Origin of the sequence: Streptomyces sp. LX-29 (genome assembly GCF_029541745.1) — a bacterium.
In the GTDB taxonomy this organism is placed as follows: Bacteria; Actinomycetota; Actinomycetes; order Streptomycetales; family Streptomycetaceae; genus Streptomyces.
On the sequence record NZ_CP089746.1, the window covers coordinates 840,057 to 856,125 of the forward strand.

Consider the following 16,069-nt stretch of genomic DNA (forward strand, 5'->3'; position numbering starts at 1 on the left):
AGGCTCCACGCTGCAGACCGTGACAGTGGGAAGCGGTGCACGTATCGCGCCGGGCGGTCCGACTCGCGGCGAAGAGGCTCTCCGCCGCTCACGGTTGCAGGTCAGTGCCGGATTCCCACCGGCTTTCCCCAGTCGCGTACGCATGAAGTTGTATCGCCCGTATGGTCGGGCTGCGAACGAGTGTACGCCCGCCGCGTCCGGGCCGGAATCCCCTTTCCGGCCCGGATGGTGACGGTTCGTCAGTCGATTTGGCCAGTGTCGGTCGAGTCGGTGTCGGTCGAGTCGGTGTCGGTCGAGTCGGTGTCGGTCGAGTCGGTGTCGAGCGCCGGCACGGGGCGCGGCCGACCGTCCGCGTCGATCGCGACGAACGCCAACTCGGCGGTGGCCACCTCGGCTACCGGCCCGGAGGTGTTCCAGCGCTCGGCGGTGACCCGTACGACCACCACCATCGAGGTGCGTCCGGCGCGGAGCAGTTCGGCGTGGATGGTGAGCAGGTCGCCGGCCCGGACCGGAGCGAGGAAGCTCATCCGGTTCACCGACACCGTGACCGCGGGGCCGTCGGCGTGGCGGCCGGCCGCGGCGGCGGCCGCGTCGTCGATGAGCTTCATCACGACCCCGCCGTGGATGGTGCCGTAGAGGTTGGTGTCGTGCTCGCTCATGATGTGGGCGAGCGTGACCCGGGAGTCGGCAGGCGCCTTGTGGGCCCGGCCGACCGTGGTGGTGCGGCCCATTGAGGGAGCCTCAGCTTTCGATGGGAGACCCGCGGCCCTGAGCCGCGAGCCACCGACAGGTGGTGTGGCCCGCGAGCTACCGGCGGGTCGTGGGCCCGGGAATCCGCGTCCGGGAGTGGTCGGCCCTCGGGAGGGCGCCGTCCCCGTCGAGGTCGTCGACGGGGTCGTCCCCGTCGACGACGTCAACGGCGACCGGGATCCCGCCGAACCCGACGGCCCGCCCCGCCACTTGGCCGCAGTCCTGCCGGGGGTGGTCGTACACGGTGGCCTGGGGCACGGAACTCTCCTTCGCGAGTCACGGTCACCCGGGACCGGACGAGGGCGCGAAGGGACGGCGGGACACGGCACCCGCTCCGGGTGCGCCCGCCGCACCGCCGACCCGTCCCTCGATGGTCGCCGAGATCCGCCACGCGCCCATCCGGCGCGCGGGCAGTGGCAGGTCTTCGGACTCGCGGGCACGCCTCGTGTCGTACGAGGCTCCTACTGGCCGTCGCTTCCCAGACCCGGCCGGGCCCAGTGCGTATGACGGCGGTCGTTCCCACTCACCGCTGCGGGGCAGTCCCGGACTTCCACCGGGTTCCCTCTTACGACGCGTCCCGCCTGGCGGACGGGGCGAACCAGCTGCACGGGCAACGTAATCACAGCGGGCGGCGGACGGAAAGGCGTTCCTGATGCGGAGATCACATACCGGCCGCCCCGCAGGTCGCATACGGTGCCGTCAACCGAGGTGGCAAGGGTGAGGAGACGGCAGTGGCAGACGAGACGACGGTGACCGACGGGGCGCTGATCGCGGCCCTGGGCGAGGCGGAGCCGCGGGTGGACCCGCGGGCGTACACGGCGCCGACGTCGGTGGTGATCGGCGACGTCACCCTGGCCGCGGGCAGCAGCGTCTGGTACCACGCGGTGCTCCGGGCCGACTGCGGCCCGATCGTGCTGGGCGCCGACAGCAATATTCAGGACAACTGCACCGTTCACGTCGATCCGGGCTTTCCGGTCACCGTCGGCGAGCGGGTGACCGTCGGGCACAACGTGGTGCTGCACGGGTGCACCGTCGAGGACGACGTGCTGGTCGGCATGGGCGCGACCGTCCTCAACGGGGCCAGGATCGGCGCCGGGTCCCTGATCGCCGCCCAGGCGCTGGTCCCCCAGGGCATGGTGGTGCCGCCGGGCTCCCTGGTGGCCGGAGTGCCCGCCCGGGTCAAGCGCGAGCTGACCGCGGAGGAGCGGGAGCACATCAAGATCAACGCCCAGATGTACCTCGGACTCGCCACGACCCACAGGGAGAAGCTGCGCCGGCGCCCGGCGTGACCGACCGCCCGGCCCGACCCACCCGACGGCCCGCTACCGACAGCCCTTGCCGACACTCCTGACCGACGCCTCCGGCCGGCGCCCGTGACCGGCCCCCAGGAGGCCCCGGACCGGCCACGGCGGGCGACCGGACCGCGCCACGCCAGGCCCGTCGCCGACACCCGGCGACGGAGCGGGGCGGCCGGCTCGCACGCGCCGACTCGGAGCGGGAAGCCCGGGTCGCACGCACGCGCTCGGAGCGGGGCGGCCGCGCAGCCCGCGCACCGGCGTCGGGCGCGGCTACCGTCCGGCCACGGCCGGTGCTTCGGCGGCTCTCCGCCGGGAGCCACGCCCCCTCCGCGGCCGCGGCCACGGCGGTGTCCCGCCCACGAACGGTGGGCGGCCGGCGGGGCCGGGTGACCCGCACGCGCGCGACGGCCGCCGTCGACGTCCGGGACCAGGTGCCGGCGGACTCGGACTCCGGGACGACCCGCACGGAGCGGCGAAGGGCGACGGAGGCGAGCGGACACCCCACCGCACGCCGGTGTGGGGGCGCGAGCGGACACCGGGCTCCGGAATCGCCCACACACCGGCGGGCGGCGGCCGTGTGCGGGCACGGACGGCAGCCGCGCCATCGGCGCGGCCATCAACAGGAACGAGGATCCGCCCGCATACCGGCGGGGCGGCGCGAGACGTCGGGCCTGGGGCGCCGCGGGCGCCCCGCTCCGTACCACGCGGCCCGACCCCGCGTCGGCGGCGAGCCCGCCCAGCCGGTCGCGGCCGGCCGCGGCCGGGGCGGCCTCGTCGGGCCGGCGGTCCAACCGGCGGCGACCGCCGGGACTTCGGGCGCTCGGCACCGCCCCCCTCCCCGCGCGAGCCGCGCGGCGGGGCGGACGTCGGGTGCGGGAGAACGCGCGAGCGCCGTGGCTACGGTCCGTAGCCACGGCGCTCGGGGTGCCGGGGTGCCGGGCGTTGCCCGGCCCGGTGGTCCGTGGCCGGTCGGCCACGGGCGGGGCGGTGGGTCAGTCGCGGGCCGGCACGGGCGCCGGCTCGACGTCCGCGGCGGCCGGGGTGGCCGCCGCCTCCGCCGCTTCCGCCGCGGTCTTCTTCGCCCGGCGCTTCATCATCACCATCGAGCCGAGGCCGAAGAGGACGGCGGCCACGAGGCCGAGCCAGGAGAACTTCTTCAACCAGTCCTCGGCCACCTTGCCGACGGAGTAGATGACGGCGACGGTGCCGCCCGCCCAGACGATGCCGCCCAGGACGTTGGCGATGGCGAACTTCCAGTACGGCATGCGCAGCACGCCGGCCAGCGGGCCCGCGAAGATCCGCAGCAGGGCGACGAAGCGGCCGAAGAAGACGGCCCACATGCCCCACTTCTGGAACGACCGCTCGGCAGTCGCCACGTGCGCGGCGCTGAAGTGCTTGGGGAACTTTCGCCCGAGCCAGTTCAGCAGCGGCTGGCCGCCCTTGCGGCCGATGAGGTAGCCGATGGAGTCGCCGACGATCGCTCCGGTGATCGCGCAGGCGGCGAGGATGTACGGGTTGATGTGGTCCTGCGAGGACGCGAGCAGCGTCGCCGTCACAAGGATGATCTCGCCGGGCAGCGGGATGCCCAGGCTCTCCAGTCCGATGACCAGGCCCACGATCACATACACGCTGACCGCGGGCACGGACTCGAGCCATGCCTCGATATGCAACGCCGGTTCCTCCCCGTTTGGTGTTTCCTGCCCCGTGCGCACCCCCGCCTGGGGACACGCCGGGGAAGCCTACTCGATCGGGGTGGACGGCCGAGCCACGCCACGCAGCCGCAGGTCACACGCGTACCCGCGGGCACTCAGGGTGAGGTTGGGCCGGTCAGAGGGCCCGAGGGTGGCGCGGATCGGGAGGCCGAAGAGATGGGAGAGGGTTCGCCGGAGATCGGGAGACGAGGGCGCGAGGACGCCCCGCCGGGGGCCGGCGCTCGCGCGCCCTCCCCCACCCTCGGCGCCTCCCTAGCCCTGGGCCTTCTTGTCGGCCTCGGCGTTCTTGGCCTTGATGCGGGCGGTTTCCTTGCGCACCTCCGCCTGGGTGGCGCGCTCCTTCTGCAGCCACTCGGGGCTCTCGCTCTTCAGCGCCTCGATCTGGTCCGTGGTGAGGGCCTCGGTGACCCCGCCCCGGGCGAGGCCCGAGATGGAGATGCCGAGCTTCGCGGCGACCACGGGTCGGGGGTGCGGGCCGTTGCGCCGCAGCTCGCGCAGCCACTCCGGCGGGTCGGTCTGGAGCCGGTTCAGCTCGTCGCGCGAGACGACACCCTCCCGGAACTCGGCGGGGGTGGCCTCGAGGTACACACCCAGCTTCTTCGCCGCGGTCGCGGGCTTCATGGTCTGGGCGTTCTGGTGCGACGTCATGGTTCAAGGATATCGAGCGTGTGCACGCTCCCCGACCACGCCCGGTAGCCTGGCCTGGTGACAGGCTCGGAAGCATCCCCTTCGTTCCGGCTCGCGTACGTCCCGGGTGCGACCCCCGCCAAGTGGGTGCGGATCTGGAACGAGCGACTGCCCGACGTCCCGCTGCACCTCGTCTCGGCGCCCGCAGCCGAGGCGCCCGGCATGCTCCGCCGTGGCGAAGCCGACGCGGGCCTCGTGCGGCTTCCCATGGACCGCACCGGCCTGCACGCGATCCCCCTCTACACCGAGACCACGGTGGTCGTGATCCCCAAGGACCACCTGGTGGCGGCGGTCGACGAGGTGTCCATCGCGGATCTCGCCGACGACGTCGTGTTCCACCCCCTGGACGACACCCTCGACTGGGAGCACCCGCCGGGACGGCCCGCGATCGAGCGCCCCGCCACGACGGCGGACGCCATCGAGCTGGTGGCGGCGGGGGTGGGACTGCTCCTCGTGCCGCAGTCGCTGGCCCGCCTGCACCACCGCAGGGACCTCACGTACCGCCCGGTCACGGACGCCCCCCAGTCGCGCGTCGCCCTGTCGTGGATCGAGGACGAGACCACCGACCTGGTCGAGGAGTTCATCGGCATCGTCCGTGGGCGCACCGTCAACAGTTCGCGGGGCCGCCGTCCCGCCCCGGCGCAGTCGAAGGAGAAGCGCCCCGAGGTCGGCGGCTCACGGGGGAAGGGCGCGACGGGCAAGACCGCGTCCGGTCGGGCCGCGGGCGGTCGGACGGCGGGCAGGTCGGCGCGGAGTGGCTCCGGCGCCGCCGGCAGGGGCGGCGGCTCGGGCAAGAGCGGCGGCTCGGGCCGCACCCAGGCCGCCCGGCGCGGCAAGCCCCGCCGCCGGTCGTAGTCCGGGCGGCGGGGGCGGCCGATCGACGCCGCTCAGGGGCGGAGCGTAGGAAACGCGGAACGCCGGGAACGCGGAACGTCGGGAGTCAGGAGTTCGGGCGCAGCGTCCACACGATGGACATCTCACCGGTCACGGCACCGTCCTCGCGGGTGATGGCGATGTTGACCGGGAACTCCGGGCGCTCGCCCGCGTCGAGCTCGGCGACGACGTCGGCGGCCGGGCGGCCCAGCTCGGCGGTGGCGGTGACCGGCCCCTTGGCGAGCTTCTTGTAGCCGATCTCGGCGCGCACGGCCAGCGGCACGGCACGCGAGAGCTGGTCGCTGAAGGCGGCGAGCACGATCGCGCCGCTCGCGGACTCGGCCAGGGTGAACATGGCGCCGGCGTGCGGCCCGGCCACGTGGTTGTGGAAGTCGGGCTGGTCCGGCAGACGCAGCACGGCGCGCTCGGCCGAGGTCTCCAGGAACTCCAGGTTCAGGGTGCGCACCATGGGCACCGTGGCGGCGAGCAGCTCGCCGATCTGCGGCTGGGTCGTAGTCATGGCAGGAAAGTTACCAGCGGGTAGCACCCTGCGGAAGAGTCGGCTCCCACGCCGGCTCCACGCTGGAAACGGTGGAAGGGGCTCGGAGACGGGGGCCGGCCGTAGCAGCGGCCGACCGCCCCCTCTAAGGTGGACGCCCATGTGGCCAGGACAGCAGCCGACCGGCGGCGAGCAGAACCCACAGGACCAGAACCCCCCACAACAGCCGGGCTACCCACAGCCCGGCCCGTACCAGCAGCCGGGCTACCAGCAACCGGGCTACGCCCAGCCGAACCCCTACGCGCACACCGGGCAGCAGCCCACGGGATACCCGCAGACCGGACAGCAGCCGGGTCAGCAACCCGGCTACCCGCACACCGGACAACAGCCGGGATACCCGCAGGCCGGACAGCAGCAGCCCCAGCCGTACCCGGCGCAGCCGAACCCGTACCAGCAGCCGAACCCCTATCAGCAGCCGGGCTACACGCCGCCGCTGGGGCAGCAGCCGGTGACCCCGCCGCCGGGCTGGCACGCCCCCACCGGGCCGAACGGCGCCCCGGAGCCGTCGGGCGACGCGAAGAAGAAGCGCACGGCCACCATCGCGATCGTGACGGCGGTCGCCGTGGTCGCGGCAGCCGTGGTCACCGCCGTCGCCGTGCTGGGCAAGGACGGCGACGACGCGAAGACCGAGGCTCAGGACGGCGAGAAGACCAGCGCCTCACCGTCCTCGCAGCCGGAGAAGACGCCGGCACCCGGCGGGGGCGGCGGCGGAGAGGACGCGGAGGACCTTCCCGAGGACAATCCGCGGCGCGGCGGCGCCACGGTCAAGCCGGTGGTCCCCGGCTGGCAGACCGTCGTGAACACCAAGCGGCGCAACGCCTTCGACGTACCCGCCGGTTGGAAGGTCATGGGCGCCAGCTGGTCCAGCGGGTTCGAGACCGACGACGGCAAGGCGCTGGTCGCCATGTCCTCACCCGCCAAGTTCACCCCCGAGTGGTGCACGGTCACCAAGGAGGGCGGCTACAAGGACACCACCGCGCTGGCGGGCACGGGCACCAAGGGCGCCCAGGGCGCCAAGAGCGAGGCCGAGGCCGCCGAGAACGAGGCCGAGAACTGGGTGTACGCCGCGTTCGACCAGAAGCAGACCGGCAAGCGCACGGTGACCGACGCCAAGCCGTTCACCAGCGACCACGGGCTCAAGGGCTACACCTCGTCGGCCACCGTCACCGGCGTGAAGAAGAAGACCAAGTGCGACAGCGACGGCAAGGCGTTCACCGTCACCTACACCGACAGCAACGGCGACTTCGCGACCTGGGTGCTGTATGCCGCCAAGGGCGTCAAGGGTGAGCTGCCGGACGCCACCATCAAGAAGATCATGAGCTCCCTCCGTCCCCTGAAGTCCACCGACTGAGCCCTCGCCGTTGACATCCGCCACCCCGCCTCGCCCGTGTCCCTCCCGCCCGTCGCGCCTGCCGTCCTGGGCCGGCCGCAACTACACCCTGCTGACGGCGGCCGCCGTGGTCACCGGGCTCGGCAACGCCGGTGCCCTGGTCGCGGCCGCGTTCGCGGTGCTGGAGGCGGGCGGTGACGGCGGCGACGTCGGGATCGTCGCCGCGGCCCGCACCGCCCCGCTGCTGCTCTTCCTCCTGATAGGCGGGGCGCTGGCGGACCGGCTGCCGCGGCACCGGGTGATGGTCGCGACGAACGTGCTCAGCTGTGTCTCCCAGGCGGCCTTCGCCGTCCTGGTGCTGGCCGGCGAGGCGCGGCTGTGGCACATGGTCCTGCTCTCCGCGCTCGGCGGCACCGGCCAGGCGTTCTTCTCGCCCGCGGCCGAGGGGATGCTGTACGCCAGCGTCACCGGTGAGCAGGCCGGACGGGCCTTCGCCTACTTCCGGATGGGCGTGCACGGCTCGCAGATCGGGGGCGCGGCGCTGGGCGGGGCGCTCATCGCGGCCTTCGGGCCGGGCTGGGTGCTGGCGCTGGACGCGGTCGCCTTCGCCGCCGCGGCCGGGCTGCGCGCCTTCCTCGACGTCTCGGGGTCGGCCCGCCGCGAAGCGGGCGGCCCTGGGCTGCTGCGGGACCTGCGCGAGGGGTGGCGGGAGTTCACCGGGCGGCCCTGGCTGTGGGGCATCGTGGTGCAGTTCTCGGTGGTGAACGCCGTGGTGGCCGCGGCCGACGCGGTGTACGGCCCGCTGGTCGCCGAGGAGCGGTTGGGCGGGGCCCGCCCCTGGGGGCGGGCGCTGGCCGCGTTCGGCGCGGGCACCGTGCTCGGCGGGCTGCTGATGACCCGTTGGAAGCCCCGACGGATGCTGCTCGCCGGCACGCTGTGCGTCTTCCCCTTCGCGCTCCCCTCGGCGGCGCTCGCCGTCCCGGTGCCGGTACCGGTCCTGGCCGCGGCGATGTTCGTCGCCGGCGTCTCGATCGAGGTCTTCGGCGTCTCCTGGATGACCGCCATGCACCAGGAGATCCCGGAGGACAAGCTCTCCCGGCTGTCCGCCTACGACTGGTTCGGCTCGGTCGCCCTGGTCCCGCTCGCCACCGCGCTGGCCGGCCCGGCCGAGAGCGCCTTCGGACGCACGGCGGCCCTGTGGGGCTGTGCCGGTCTGATCGTCGTCCTCACCGCCGCGGTCCTCGCGGTGCCGGACGTACGACGGCTGACGCGCCGTGACGCCCCGGGGGACGATCCGCCGAAGGCCGCGGGCGCCGACGGCCTCCCGGACACCCTGGGCGAGCTCCCGGAGCCCGGCGACTCCCCCGCCGCCCCACCCAGCCGCGCTGATCTTCCCCCACCCAGCCGCGCTGATATGCCCCCACCCAGCCGCCCTGATCTCCCCCCGGTCGCCGACCCGGCCTGAGCCACCCGTTCACGGCCCGGCTCCCCTTGTCGCGGCGACGCGACCGCGCGACGGCGGCGCCGTAGGGGTGACGGCGCCGCCCGTCCTCGGGCACGCCCCGTCGGGTGCCCCGTCGGAACGGGCCGCCTCACGTCGGTCGTACCGCCGGCGGCGCCCGGGGCCCCCGGTGCCCGGGGCGCCCCGCCGGACGGTTCCCTCAACCGATGCCGAACGCCCCGCCCGGGGGTTCGGGCGAGGGCACCGCGTCGGCGTCCCGGACCACGGCCGCGCCTCGGGCGAAGCGGGTCAGCGACGGGCCGTGCTCGACGCGAGCGGGGAAGGCGTCGGCCGCGGACCTGCGGGCGAGCACGTCGATGGGCAGCTCGGCGGCGGAGGCGACCAGCACGGCGTTGCCGAAGCGACGACCCCGCAACATGCCCGGCTCGGCGATCAGGCAGACCTCGGGGAAGACGGCCGCGAAGGTGGCCAGCTGGGAGCGGAGGAAGGCGAACGGGGCGCTGTCGGCGAGGTTGGCCGCGTAGTGGCCGCCCGGCCGCAGCACCCGCGCCACCGCGCGCCCGTACTCCACGGAGGTCAGGTGCGCGGGCACCCGCGAGCCGCCGAAGACATCGCCGACGACCACGTCGACGGAGGCGGCCGGCGCCGCCTCCAAGGCGGCCCGCGCGTCCGCCGTGCGCAGCGCGATCCCGGAGTCCGGCGGCAGCGGCAGGTGCTCCGCGACCAGCCCCAGCAGCGCACCGTCGTACTCGACCACCTCCTGCCGCGACCCCGGTCGGGTGGCCGCGACGTAGCGCGGCAGGGTGAGCGCCCCGCCGCCGAGGTGCAGCACGTCCAGCGACGCCCCCGGGTCGGCGACGGCGTCCAGCAGGTACGCCAGCCGGCGCGCGTACTCGAACTCGAGGTGGGTGGGGTCGTCCAGGTCCACGTACGACTGCGGGGCGCCCTCCACGGTGAGCAGCCAGGCCCGCTCGCGGTCCACGTCGGGCATCAACTTGGCGGTGCCGCCGGCCACGGCGCGGCTCACGGGTATCGACTCGTCCACGCCCACCATTGTGACGCCGGACGGACGGGCCGTAACCGCCCGTCCGTCCGGCGTCTCCAGGCCGCGCCCGCGCGGGGCGCGGCAGGGTGTCTAGTCGACGGTCATGACCGTCCCGGCACCCACGGTGCGGCCGCCTTCGCGGATGGCGAAGCCGAGGCCGGGCTCCAAGGGGAGCTCGCGGCCGAGCTCGACGGTCATGGAGACCGTGTCGCCGGGCGCGGCCACGGCCGTCCGCCCGAGGTCGACGTCGCCGACGACATCGGCCGTGCGGATGTAGAACTGCGGTCGGTAGCCGGTGGACAGCGGCGTCCGGCGGCCGCCTTCCGCCGTGGACAGGACGTAGACACGGGCCGTGAAGCGGCGGCGCGGCACGACGCTGCCGGGCGCCGCCACGACGTGGCCGCGGCGCACCGCGTCCCGCTGCACCCCGCGCAGCAGCAGCGCCACGTTGTCGCCCGCCTCGGCGAGCTCCATCGGCTTGCCGAAGGTCTCCACGCCGGTGACGACGCTGGCGAGGCCGGCCCCCAGCACCTCGACCCGGTCGCCGACCTGCACCGTGCCGCGCTCGACGGCGCCGGTGACGACCGTGCCGCGGCCGCTGATGGTGAGGACGTTCTCCACCGGCATCAGGAACGGCGCGTCGGTATAGCGCACCGGCGTCGGCACATAGGTGTCGACGGCGTCGAGGAGCGCCTCGACGGCCCCGGTCCAGCGCGGGTCCCCGTCGAGCGCGCGCAGCCCGGAGACCCGAACCACCGGCACGTGGTCGCCGTCGTAACCGTGGGCGGTCAGCAGCTCGCGCACCTCCAGCTCCACGAGGTCGGTGAGCTCGGAGTCGCCCGCGTCCGCCTTGTTGAGCGCGACGACGATGTGGTCGACGCCGACCTGGCGGGCGAGCAGCACGTGCTCGGCGGTCTGCGGCATGACGCCGTCGAGGGCGGAGACGACGAGGATGGCCCCGTCGAGTTGGGCGGCTCCGGTCACCATGTTCTTGATGAAGTCGGCGTGGCCGGGCATGTCGACGTGCGCGTAGTGCCGGGTGTCGGTCTCGTACTCGACGTGCGAGAGGTTGATGGTGATGCCGCGGGCGGCCTCCTCGGGCGCCCGGTCGATGCGGTCGAAGGGGACGTAGGTGCCGCCGGTGCCGCGCTCGCTGAGGACCTTGGTGATGGCGGCGGTCAGCGTGGTCTTGCCGTGGTCGACATGGCCCATGGTGCCGATGTTCAGGTGCGGCTTGGTGCGCACGTAACCCTGCTTGGACATAGTGGGACGTTCCTTCCTCGGAACGGAGGTTTCTCAGCGCGGACCCCAGGGCCTGACCGACCCTCCCCCTGTGGGGTCCGTCGGGACTGTCCGAGGAGGGTCAGCTTCGGGCGCCGCTATCGGGGCAGACCGGAAGAAGGAGGGCAGCCTTCGGCGCGCCCGCGACCGCGGACGTCTGCGCAAGGAAGGCATACCGGAACATGTCGGCGATCATCTCGCGGCCCGAAGCCGCCGTCGAATGGTTTTCGCGCGGTGAACGGCCGCCCCGCCGACGTCCCTTGGCCGCGCCTCGGACGTCTCGGGCCACCCTCCGACGCGACGGGATGGGGCCTGGGATGTCCGCGTTCTGTCCCAGCCCGCGGCCGGTGGGGCCGGCGCCCCCGCCGCAGGGGTTACGCTCCCTCGGTGTTCGAATCCGCGTCGCCGCATCCCGCCCTACGGTGCGCCCGGGCGCTGCTGTCGCCCTGGGCGCGGCTCGGCCTGCTCATCGCGCTGCTGGCGACGGCCGGCGCCGCGGTGCTGGTCTGGGAGCCGCAGCGGCTGATCGCCGACGGCTGGCCGGAGCGGCTCTCGGGCGGCACGGCGGTGGCGCTGTTCGCCCTCGCGTACGGGGTCTGTACGGCGGCCCTGGTGCCGCGGCCGCTGCTGAACCTGGCGGCCGGCGCGCTCTTCGGCACCCAGGCGGGGCTGCCGGGCGCCGTGGTCGGCACCGTCCTGGGAGCCGGCATCGCCTTCGGCCTCGGCCGGCTGCTGGGGCAGGACGCGCTGCGCCCGCTGCTGCGCGGCCGCTGGCTGACCGCGGCCGACCGCCAGCTGTCCCGACACGGCTTCCGCTCGATGCTGGCGCTGCGCCTCTTCCCCGGGGTGCCCTTCGCGGCCGCCAACTACTGCGCCGCGGTGTCCCGGATGGGCTGGCTGCCGTTTCTGCTGGCGACGGGGTTGGGCAGCGTGCCCAACACCGCCGCGTACGTGATAGCCGGAAGCCGCGCCGCCACCCCCACCTCGCCGGTCTTCCTGGCCGCGCTCGCCTTCATCGCCCTGACCGGCGCGGGCGCGCTGGCGGTGGCCTGGCGCAAGCGGGAGCGCCTCCGGCGCGGGCACCAGCCTGACGGACCGGGCCCGTCCGGGCCGCCTGAGGAGGGGAACCTTCGGGCCCCTGAGGACCGGGACCTTCGGGCCGCCTGAGCAGCCGGCCCTCCAGACCGCCTGAAGACCTGGCGCCTCCGGGTCGACTGGCGGCCCGGCCCCTCCGCGCCGTCAGAGGACCCGACACCTCCTGCGCCGCCTGAGGAGCCGGCCCCGGATCGCCTGAGGACCAGGCCCGTCCGGGCCGTCAGAGGATCCGGCCCGCCCCGATGACCGGGGTCCCGGCTCCTCCGGACCGACGGGACCGGCTCCTCCAGGCCGGGTCCCTTGAGCCGCGCCGGGTTCGGCGCCGTCGGACGACGACCACCGCGCGACGCGCCGTCGCGGTGGAGGCCCGTGCGGCACACACCGAGACACACCGCCGCCGGCCGGGCAGACCATCGACCGCGAGCCGGGGTTCGGCGGATCTTCACCAGGGACCGTGGGGGGCCTCGGCGGATCTTCGCCGGAGACCGTGGGGGGCCTCGGCGGATCATCGCCAGGGACCGCGGGGTGGTCCGGCACCGCCGGGCGGTCGCGTCGTGGTGCCCGCCGACGCGGCGGAGGAGACCCCACCGCCACAGGGGAGCCCGCCGCCGTGGTGGATCGGTCGGACGGCGAAGGTCCGGCGGAATGATGGGGCCGCCGCCACCCCTCCGCTCCCATGCACCGCCGGGCAGGCCCTATCCGCGTTCCGGCGTGGCCTCCGCGCGGGCCTCCAGCAGCGGCCCCAGCACCGCCGTACCCGGGCCGGTGCGCCCGCCAGGGCCCGGCAGCTGGGTGGTGTCGGCCAGGGTGAGCGGCTCACCGCAGTGCGCGCAGGCGGGAACCATCGCGGTGTCGCGACCGCAGCCGTGGTGGTGGATCCGGGCCGGTGGGCCGGCCTCGCCCGCGTACCAGCGGTCGCCCCAGTTCATGAGCGCCAGCAGCACGGGGTAGAGCTCCTCACCCTTGGCGGTCGCGCGGTAGTGCTCGCGCGGCGGCCGCTCCTGGTAGCGCTCGCGCACCAGCACCCCCTCCTCCACCAGCCGGGAGAGCCTGGCCGACAGCACCTTGCGGGAGATCCCCAGGTCGCGGGCGAGGTCGTCGAAGCGGCCGACTCCCAGCAGCACGTCGCGCATGATCAGCGCCGTCCAGGCGTCGCCGAAGAGGTCGGTGGCGCGGGCGATGGAACAGGCCACGTCGGCGAGCGGAGTGCGGGTCATGCCCCGACCGTACCCGAGTTCCCCGAGGGAACCCACGGTGTTAGGTTTCCTCGGGGAACCCATGCCCCAGCCCCGGCACGAGGGAGAAGACGATGGCCACCGCTCCGCACATCGAGCTCGACTCACGCTCACCAGAGGCTGTCGACGGGCGCCAGATCAGGGCGGTCAGCTTCCAGGACGTGCGGCTGGAGTACGTCGGCCGCACCCTCAGGACCCTGGACATGGCGGCGGCCGGCCGCCGCGCCATCGTGGTGGGCGGCGGGCGCGGCCTGCTCCCGGCCGGCCTGGCGCGACTCGGCTTCGAGGTGCTCTCCGTCGACCCCTCCGCCACCGCGACCGCGATGGCACGGGAGGCGAGCGAGCGCGAGGGCCTGGGAGTGACCACGCGGACCGCGCCGGCGGAGGAGCTGGGCGACGTCCCGGACGCGGGCTTCGACCTGGCGTACTACGCCGACACCTTGGAGATCACCGCCGATCTCGACCGGGTGATCGCGGAGGCCGCACGCGTGCTCAAGCCCGGTGGGGTGCTCGTCTACGACACCGTCAACCGGACCCCGCTGTCACGGCTGGTCTACCTCGGCGCCTTCCAGTCGCTGCCGATGACCCGGATCATGCCGCCCGGGCGCTACGCGGCGGCGCGGCTGCGGCCGCCGGCCGAGGTGACGGCGACGCTGGAGCGCCACGGCCTGCGCAACGAGGACGTCTGCGACTTCAAGCCGAAGAACCCGCCGAGCCTGGTGAAGGCCGTGCTGGCCCGGCGGCGCGGTCGGATCACCGACGAGGAGATCCCCCCGATCGTCGACTTCGTCCTGGCCCCCGGTACCCGCCCCTTGGTGACCTACCTCGGCTACGCGCGCAGGGTGTGACCACTCCACCACTCTCCGCGCGCCGTCCGCGCGCGGTACCCGCCCCCGCGATCGGGACCTTCTGACAGACGCGTCACCCAAGGACGCTACGCTGCCCCCCGACCGGTTGACGATTCCGTCGCCGGCCCGCCGACGGCGGAGCCTATAGCTGACGCACCGTCAGCTCGATCACCCTTGGATAGCGTAGAACTCGATGTCTTGGTTCGAATCATTCATCCTCGGACTCGTCCAGGGGTTGACCGAATTCCTGCCGATCTCCTCCAGCGCCCATCTACGGCTCACCGCGGCCTTCTCGGGCTGGGAGGACCCGGGTGCCGCCTTCACCGCGATCACGCAGATCGGCACCGAGGCCGCGGTGTTGATCTACTTCCGCAAGGACATCGCGCGCATCATCTCGGCGTGGTTCCGCTCGTTGGTCGACAAGCGGATGCGCCGGGACCAGGACGCCAAGATGGGCTGGCTGGTGATCGTCGGCTCCATACCGATCGGCGTGCTCGGCGTCACCTTGAAGGACCAGATCGAGGGCCCGTTCCGCAATCTCAACCTGACCGCGACCATGCTGGTCGTCATGGGTCTGGTGCTGGGCTTCGCGGACCGGATGGCCGCCCGCGACGAGACCGGTGGCCGGCACCGCGCCCCCCAGCAGCGCAAGACCCTCAACGAGCTGAGCGTCAAGGACGGCCTGACGTACGGCGTCTGCCAGGCGATGGCACTGATCCCCGGCGTCTCCCGGTCCGGCGCGACGATCAGCGGCGGTCTCCTCATGGGCTACACCCGCGAGGCGGCGGCCCGTTACTCCTTCCTCCTCGCCATCCCGGCGGTGCTGGCCTCGGGCCTGTTCGAGCTGAAGGACGCGTCCGAGGGCGGCCATGTCTCCTGGGGGCCGACCATCTTCGCGACGATCATCGCGTTCTTCGTCGGATACGCGGTGATCGCCTGGTTCATGAAGTTCATCACCACCAAGAGCTTCATGCCGTTCGTCATCTACCGCGTGGCGCTCGGCCTGCTGATCTTCGCCCTGGTCGGCTTCGGCGTGCTGAGCCCGCACGCCGGCGAGTCCGGGGGCTGACCCCGGTCGAAGCCCCCAAGGCCGCTCGTCGAGCGCCTCGCCGGACCGCGCACGGTTCCGGCGGGGCGCTCCTCGCGTCTCAGGCCCGGGTCCAGCCGCGGACGTAGGCGATGTCCAACTGCGCGCGGCTGCCGGGCGCCGCGCGGTCGCCGTTGAGAGCGGCCTCGTTCTGGATGATCCAGTTCATGGGCCGGTCGGGGACGCCGGTGGTGGCGCTGCCGACGAGCTCGCCGTCGAGGAGGAAACGGACCTCGCCGGGCTTCCACTCGATGACGCTGGTGTGCCAGTCGGTCCAACGGCGGCCGGTGTCGAAGCCGACGTGCGGGCCGCAGTCGGCGGGGTGGGCGAAGGCGTGGATGGTCCCGGTCCACTCCAACTCGGGAAAGTCGATCTCGCTGCACCCGTCGTTGACCGCCGGCCACAGCAGGTGGGCGCTCTTGTAGCCGGGCGCGACCCTGGAGACGCGGAAGCGTTCCTCGTAGCGGCCGTAGGTCATGCCCATGAGCTTCTTGGGCACGACCGTCGCGGAGTGGACGGGGCCGAGGATCCCGCGCCACATGCGGATGTGCATCTGCCCACCGGAGATCCACACCGTGCTGGCCGGGTCGTACCGCCCGCCGACGGGGTAGCCGCGCTGGGTGGCGGTGTCCGGCCAGCCGGCCGGGTAGGCCCACCAGTCGGCACGGGTGGCCCCGGTGAGGCCGCCGCAGTAGGCGCGCGGGGTGTCGACGTAGTGGTCACAGTCGCTGAAGGAACCGATCGGCACCGGCGTGGTGAAGTCGTCGCTGAACAGCAGCCGCCAGTCGTCCGACGTTCCGTGGGTCG

The 16,069-nt window shown here is 73.8% G+C and carries 16 protein-coding genes and 2 riboswitches; of the genes, 7 read left to right on the forward strand and 9 right to left on the reverse strand.

Annotation, left to right across the window (positions count from 1 at the left end; all coding sequences use genetic code 11):
- Positions 1–34: 34 nt before the first annotated feature.
- A riboswitch (cobalamin riboswitch) is annotated at positions 35–176 on the reverse strand.
- A gap of 63 nt (positions 177–239) precedes the next feature.
- Together LRS74_RS03730 and LRS74_RS03735 are read right to left on the reverse strand one after the other, a co-directional pair.
- A complete protein-coding gene (locus LRS74_RS03730; RefSeq protein WP_277739630.1) occupies positions 240–731 on the reverse strand; it encodes an acyl-CoA thioesterase in 492 nt (163 codons plus the stop codon).
- Positions 732–807: 76 nt separating this feature from the next.
- Positions 808–1,008 carry a hypothetical protein gene (locus LRS74_RS03735; RefSeq protein ID WP_277739631.1) on the reverse strand — a complete coding sequence of 67 codons (201 nt, stop codon included), beginning with the start codon at positions 1,006–1,008 and terminating at the stop codon, positions 808–810.
- Positions 1,009–1,147: 139 nt separating this feature from the next.
- Positions 1,148–1,368: riboswitch (cobalamin riboswitch) on the reverse strand.
- Between the two features lie 131 nt (positions 1,369–1,499).
- Between LRS74_RS03735 and LRS74_RS03740 the strand changes: the two genes are divergently transcribed.
- On the forward strand, positions 1,500–2,039 hold the full coding sequence (locus tag LRS74_RS03740; RefSeq protein WP_277744582.1) for a gamma carbonic anhydrase family protein: 540 nt from the start codon (positions 1,500–1,502) through the stop codon (positions 2,037–2,039).
- 1,001 nt (positions 2,040–3,040) lie between these two features.
- Here LRS74_RS03740 and LRS74_RS03745 read toward each other — a convergent pair.
- Both LRS74_RS03745 and LRS74_RS03750 read right to left on the reverse strand, forming a co-directional pair.
- Entirely contained in the window at positions 3,041–3,718 is a 678-nt protein-coding gene (locus LRS74_RS03745) for a DedA family protein (protein ID WP_277739632.1), read from the reverse strand.
- Positions 3,719–4,012: 294 nt separating this feature from the next.
- Positions 4,013–4,408 carry a DUF5997 family protein gene (locus LRS74_RS03750; protein ID WP_277739633.1) on the reverse strand — a complete coding sequence of 132 codons (396 nt, stop codon included), beginning with the start codon at positions 4,406–4,408 and terminating at the stop codon, positions 4,013–4,015.
- A 57-nt stretch (positions 4,409–4,465) separates the two neighbouring features.
- Here LRS74_RS03750 and LRS74_RS03755 point away from each other — a divergent pair, with 57 nt between their 5' ends.
- Positions 4,466–5,302 (forward strand): LysR family substrate-binding domain-containing protein, encoded by an 837-nt coding sequence (locus tag LRS74_RS03755; protein ID WP_277739634.1) that lies wholly within the window; start codon positions 4,466–4,468, stop codon positions 5,300–5,302.
- Between the two features lie 85 nt (positions 5,303–5,387).
- Here the strand turns inward: LRS74_RS03755 and LRS74_RS03760 are convergent, their stop codons facing one another.
- The gene (locus LRS74_RS03760) at positions 5,388–5,840 is read right to left on the reverse strand and encodes a DUF4442 domain-containing protein (protein WP_277739635.1); all 453 of its coding nucleotides are present in this window, start codon (positions 5,838–5,840) and stop codon (positions 5,388–5,390) included.
- Between the two features lie 139 nt (positions 5,841–5,979).
- On the opposite strand from LRS74_RS03760, the gene LRS74_RS03765 reads away from it, so the two are divergent.
- Together LRS74_RS03765 and LRS74_RS03770 are read left to right on the forward strand one after the other, a co-directional pair.
- Positions 5,980–7,230 (forward strand): hypothetical protein, encoded by a 1,251-nt coding sequence (locus LRS74_RS03765; protein WP_277739636.1) that lies wholly within the window; start codon positions 5,980–5,982, stop codon positions 7,228–7,230.
- Positions 7,231–7,240: 10 nt separating this feature from the next.
- Positions 7,241–8,674, forward strand: coding sequence for an MFS transporter (locus tag LRS74_RS03770; RefSeq protein WP_277739637.1), 1,434 nt, complete (start codon positions 7,241–7,243; stop codon positions 8,672–8,674).
- A 196-nt stretch (positions 8,675–8,870) separates the two neighbouring features.
- Here the strand turns inward: LRS74_RS03770 and LRS74_RS03775 are convergent, their stop codons facing one another.
- Together LRS74_RS03775 and tuf are read right to left on the reverse strand one after the other, a co-directional pair.
- Complete coding sequence (locus LRS74_RS03775) at positions 8,871–9,716, reverse strand: fused MFS/spermidine synthase (protein ID WP_277739638.1); 846 nt, start codon at positions 9,714–9,716, stop codon at positions 8,871–8,873.
- A 90-nt stretch (positions 9,717–9,806) separates the two neighbouring features.
- On the reverse strand, positions 9,807–10,979 hold the full coding sequence (tuf, locus tag LRS74_RS03780; RefSeq protein WP_277739639.1) for an elongation factor Tu: 1,173 nt from the start codon (positions 10,977–10,979) through the stop codon (positions 9,807–9,809).
- Between the two features lie 405 nt (positions 10,980–11,384).
- Between tuf and LRS74_RS03785 the strand changes: the two genes are divergently transcribed.
- Complete coding sequence (locus tag LRS74_RS03785) at positions 11,385–12,164, forward strand: TVP38/TMEM64 family protein (RefSeq protein ID WP_277739640.1); 780 nt, start codon at positions 11,385–11,387, stop codon at positions 12,162–12,164.
- Between the two features lie 623 nt (positions 12,165–12,787).
- On the opposite strand, the gene LRS74_RS03790 is transcribed toward LRS74_RS03785, so the two are convergent.
- The gene (locus tag LRS74_RS03790; protein WP_277739641.1) at positions 12,788–13,309 is read right to left on the reverse strand and encodes a helix-turn-helix domain-containing protein; all 522 of its coding nucleotides are present in this window, start codon (positions 13,307–13,309) and stop codon (positions 12,788–12,790) included.
- A 92-nt stretch (positions 13,310–13,401) separates the two neighbouring features.
- Between LRS74_RS03790 and LRS74_RS03795 the strand changes: the two genes are divergently transcribed.
- Together LRS74_RS03795 and LRS74_RS03800 are read left to right on the forward strand one after the other, a co-directional pair.
- Positions 13,402–14,175, forward strand: a complete 774-nt coding sequence (locus LRS74_RS03795; protein ID WP_277739642.1) for a methyltransferase domain-containing protein — start codon at positions 13,402–13,404, stop codon at positions 14,173–14,175.
- 193 nt (positions 14,176–14,368) lie between these two features.
- A complete protein-coding gene (locus tag LRS74_RS03800; protein ID WP_277739643.1) occupies positions 14,369–15,244 on the forward strand; it encodes an undecaprenyl-diphosphate phosphatase in 876 nt (291 codons plus the stop codon).
- Positions 15,245–15,323: 79 nt separating this feature from the next.
- Here the strand turns inward: LRS74_RS03800 and LRS74_RS03805 are convergent, their stop codons facing one another.
- Entirely contained in the window at positions 15,324–16,010 is a 687-nt protein-coding gene (locus LRS74_RS03805) for a glycoside hydrolase family 16 protein (protein ID WP_186319240.1), read from the reverse strand.
- Positions 16,011–16,069: the final 59 nt, after the last annotated feature.

What these genes read in the sequence shown, in the direction of transcription:
- LRS74_RS03730 (WP_277739630.1), bottom strand. Translation starts at nt 731, where the DNA reads ATGGGCCGCACCACCACGGTCGGCCGGGCCCACAAGGCGCCTGCCGAC.
- LRS74_RS03750 (WP_277739633.1), bottom strand. Translation starts at nt 4,408, where the DNA reads ATGACGTCGCACCAGAACGCCCAGACCATGAAGCCCGCGACCGCGGCG.
- LRS74_RS03760 (WP_277739635.1), bottom strand. Translation starts at nt 5,840, where the DNA reads ATGACTACGACCCAGCCGCAGATCGGCGAGCTGCTCGCCGCCACGGTG.
- LRS74_RS03765 (WP_277739636.1), top strand. Translation starts at nt 5,980, where the DNA reads ATGTGGCCAGGACAGCAGCCGACCGGCGGCGAGCAGAACCCACAGGAC.
- tuf (WP_277739639.1), bottom strand. Translation starts at nt 10,979, where the DNA reads ATGTCCAAGCAGGGTTACGTGCGCACCAAGCCGCACCTGAACATCGGC.
- LRS74_RS03790 (WP_277739641.1), bottom strand. Translation starts at nt 13,309, where the DNA reads ATGACCCGCACTCCGCTCGCCGACGTGGCCTGTTCCATCGCCCGCGCC.
- LRS74_RS03795 (WP_277739642.1), top strand. Translation starts at nt 13,402, where the DNA reads ATGGCCACCGCTCCGCACATCGAGCTCGACTCACGCTCACCAGAGGCT.
- LRS74_RS03800 (WP_277739643.1), top strand. Translation starts at nt 14,369, where the DNA reads ATGTCTTGGTTCGAATCATTCATCCTCGGACTCGTCCAGGGGTTGACC.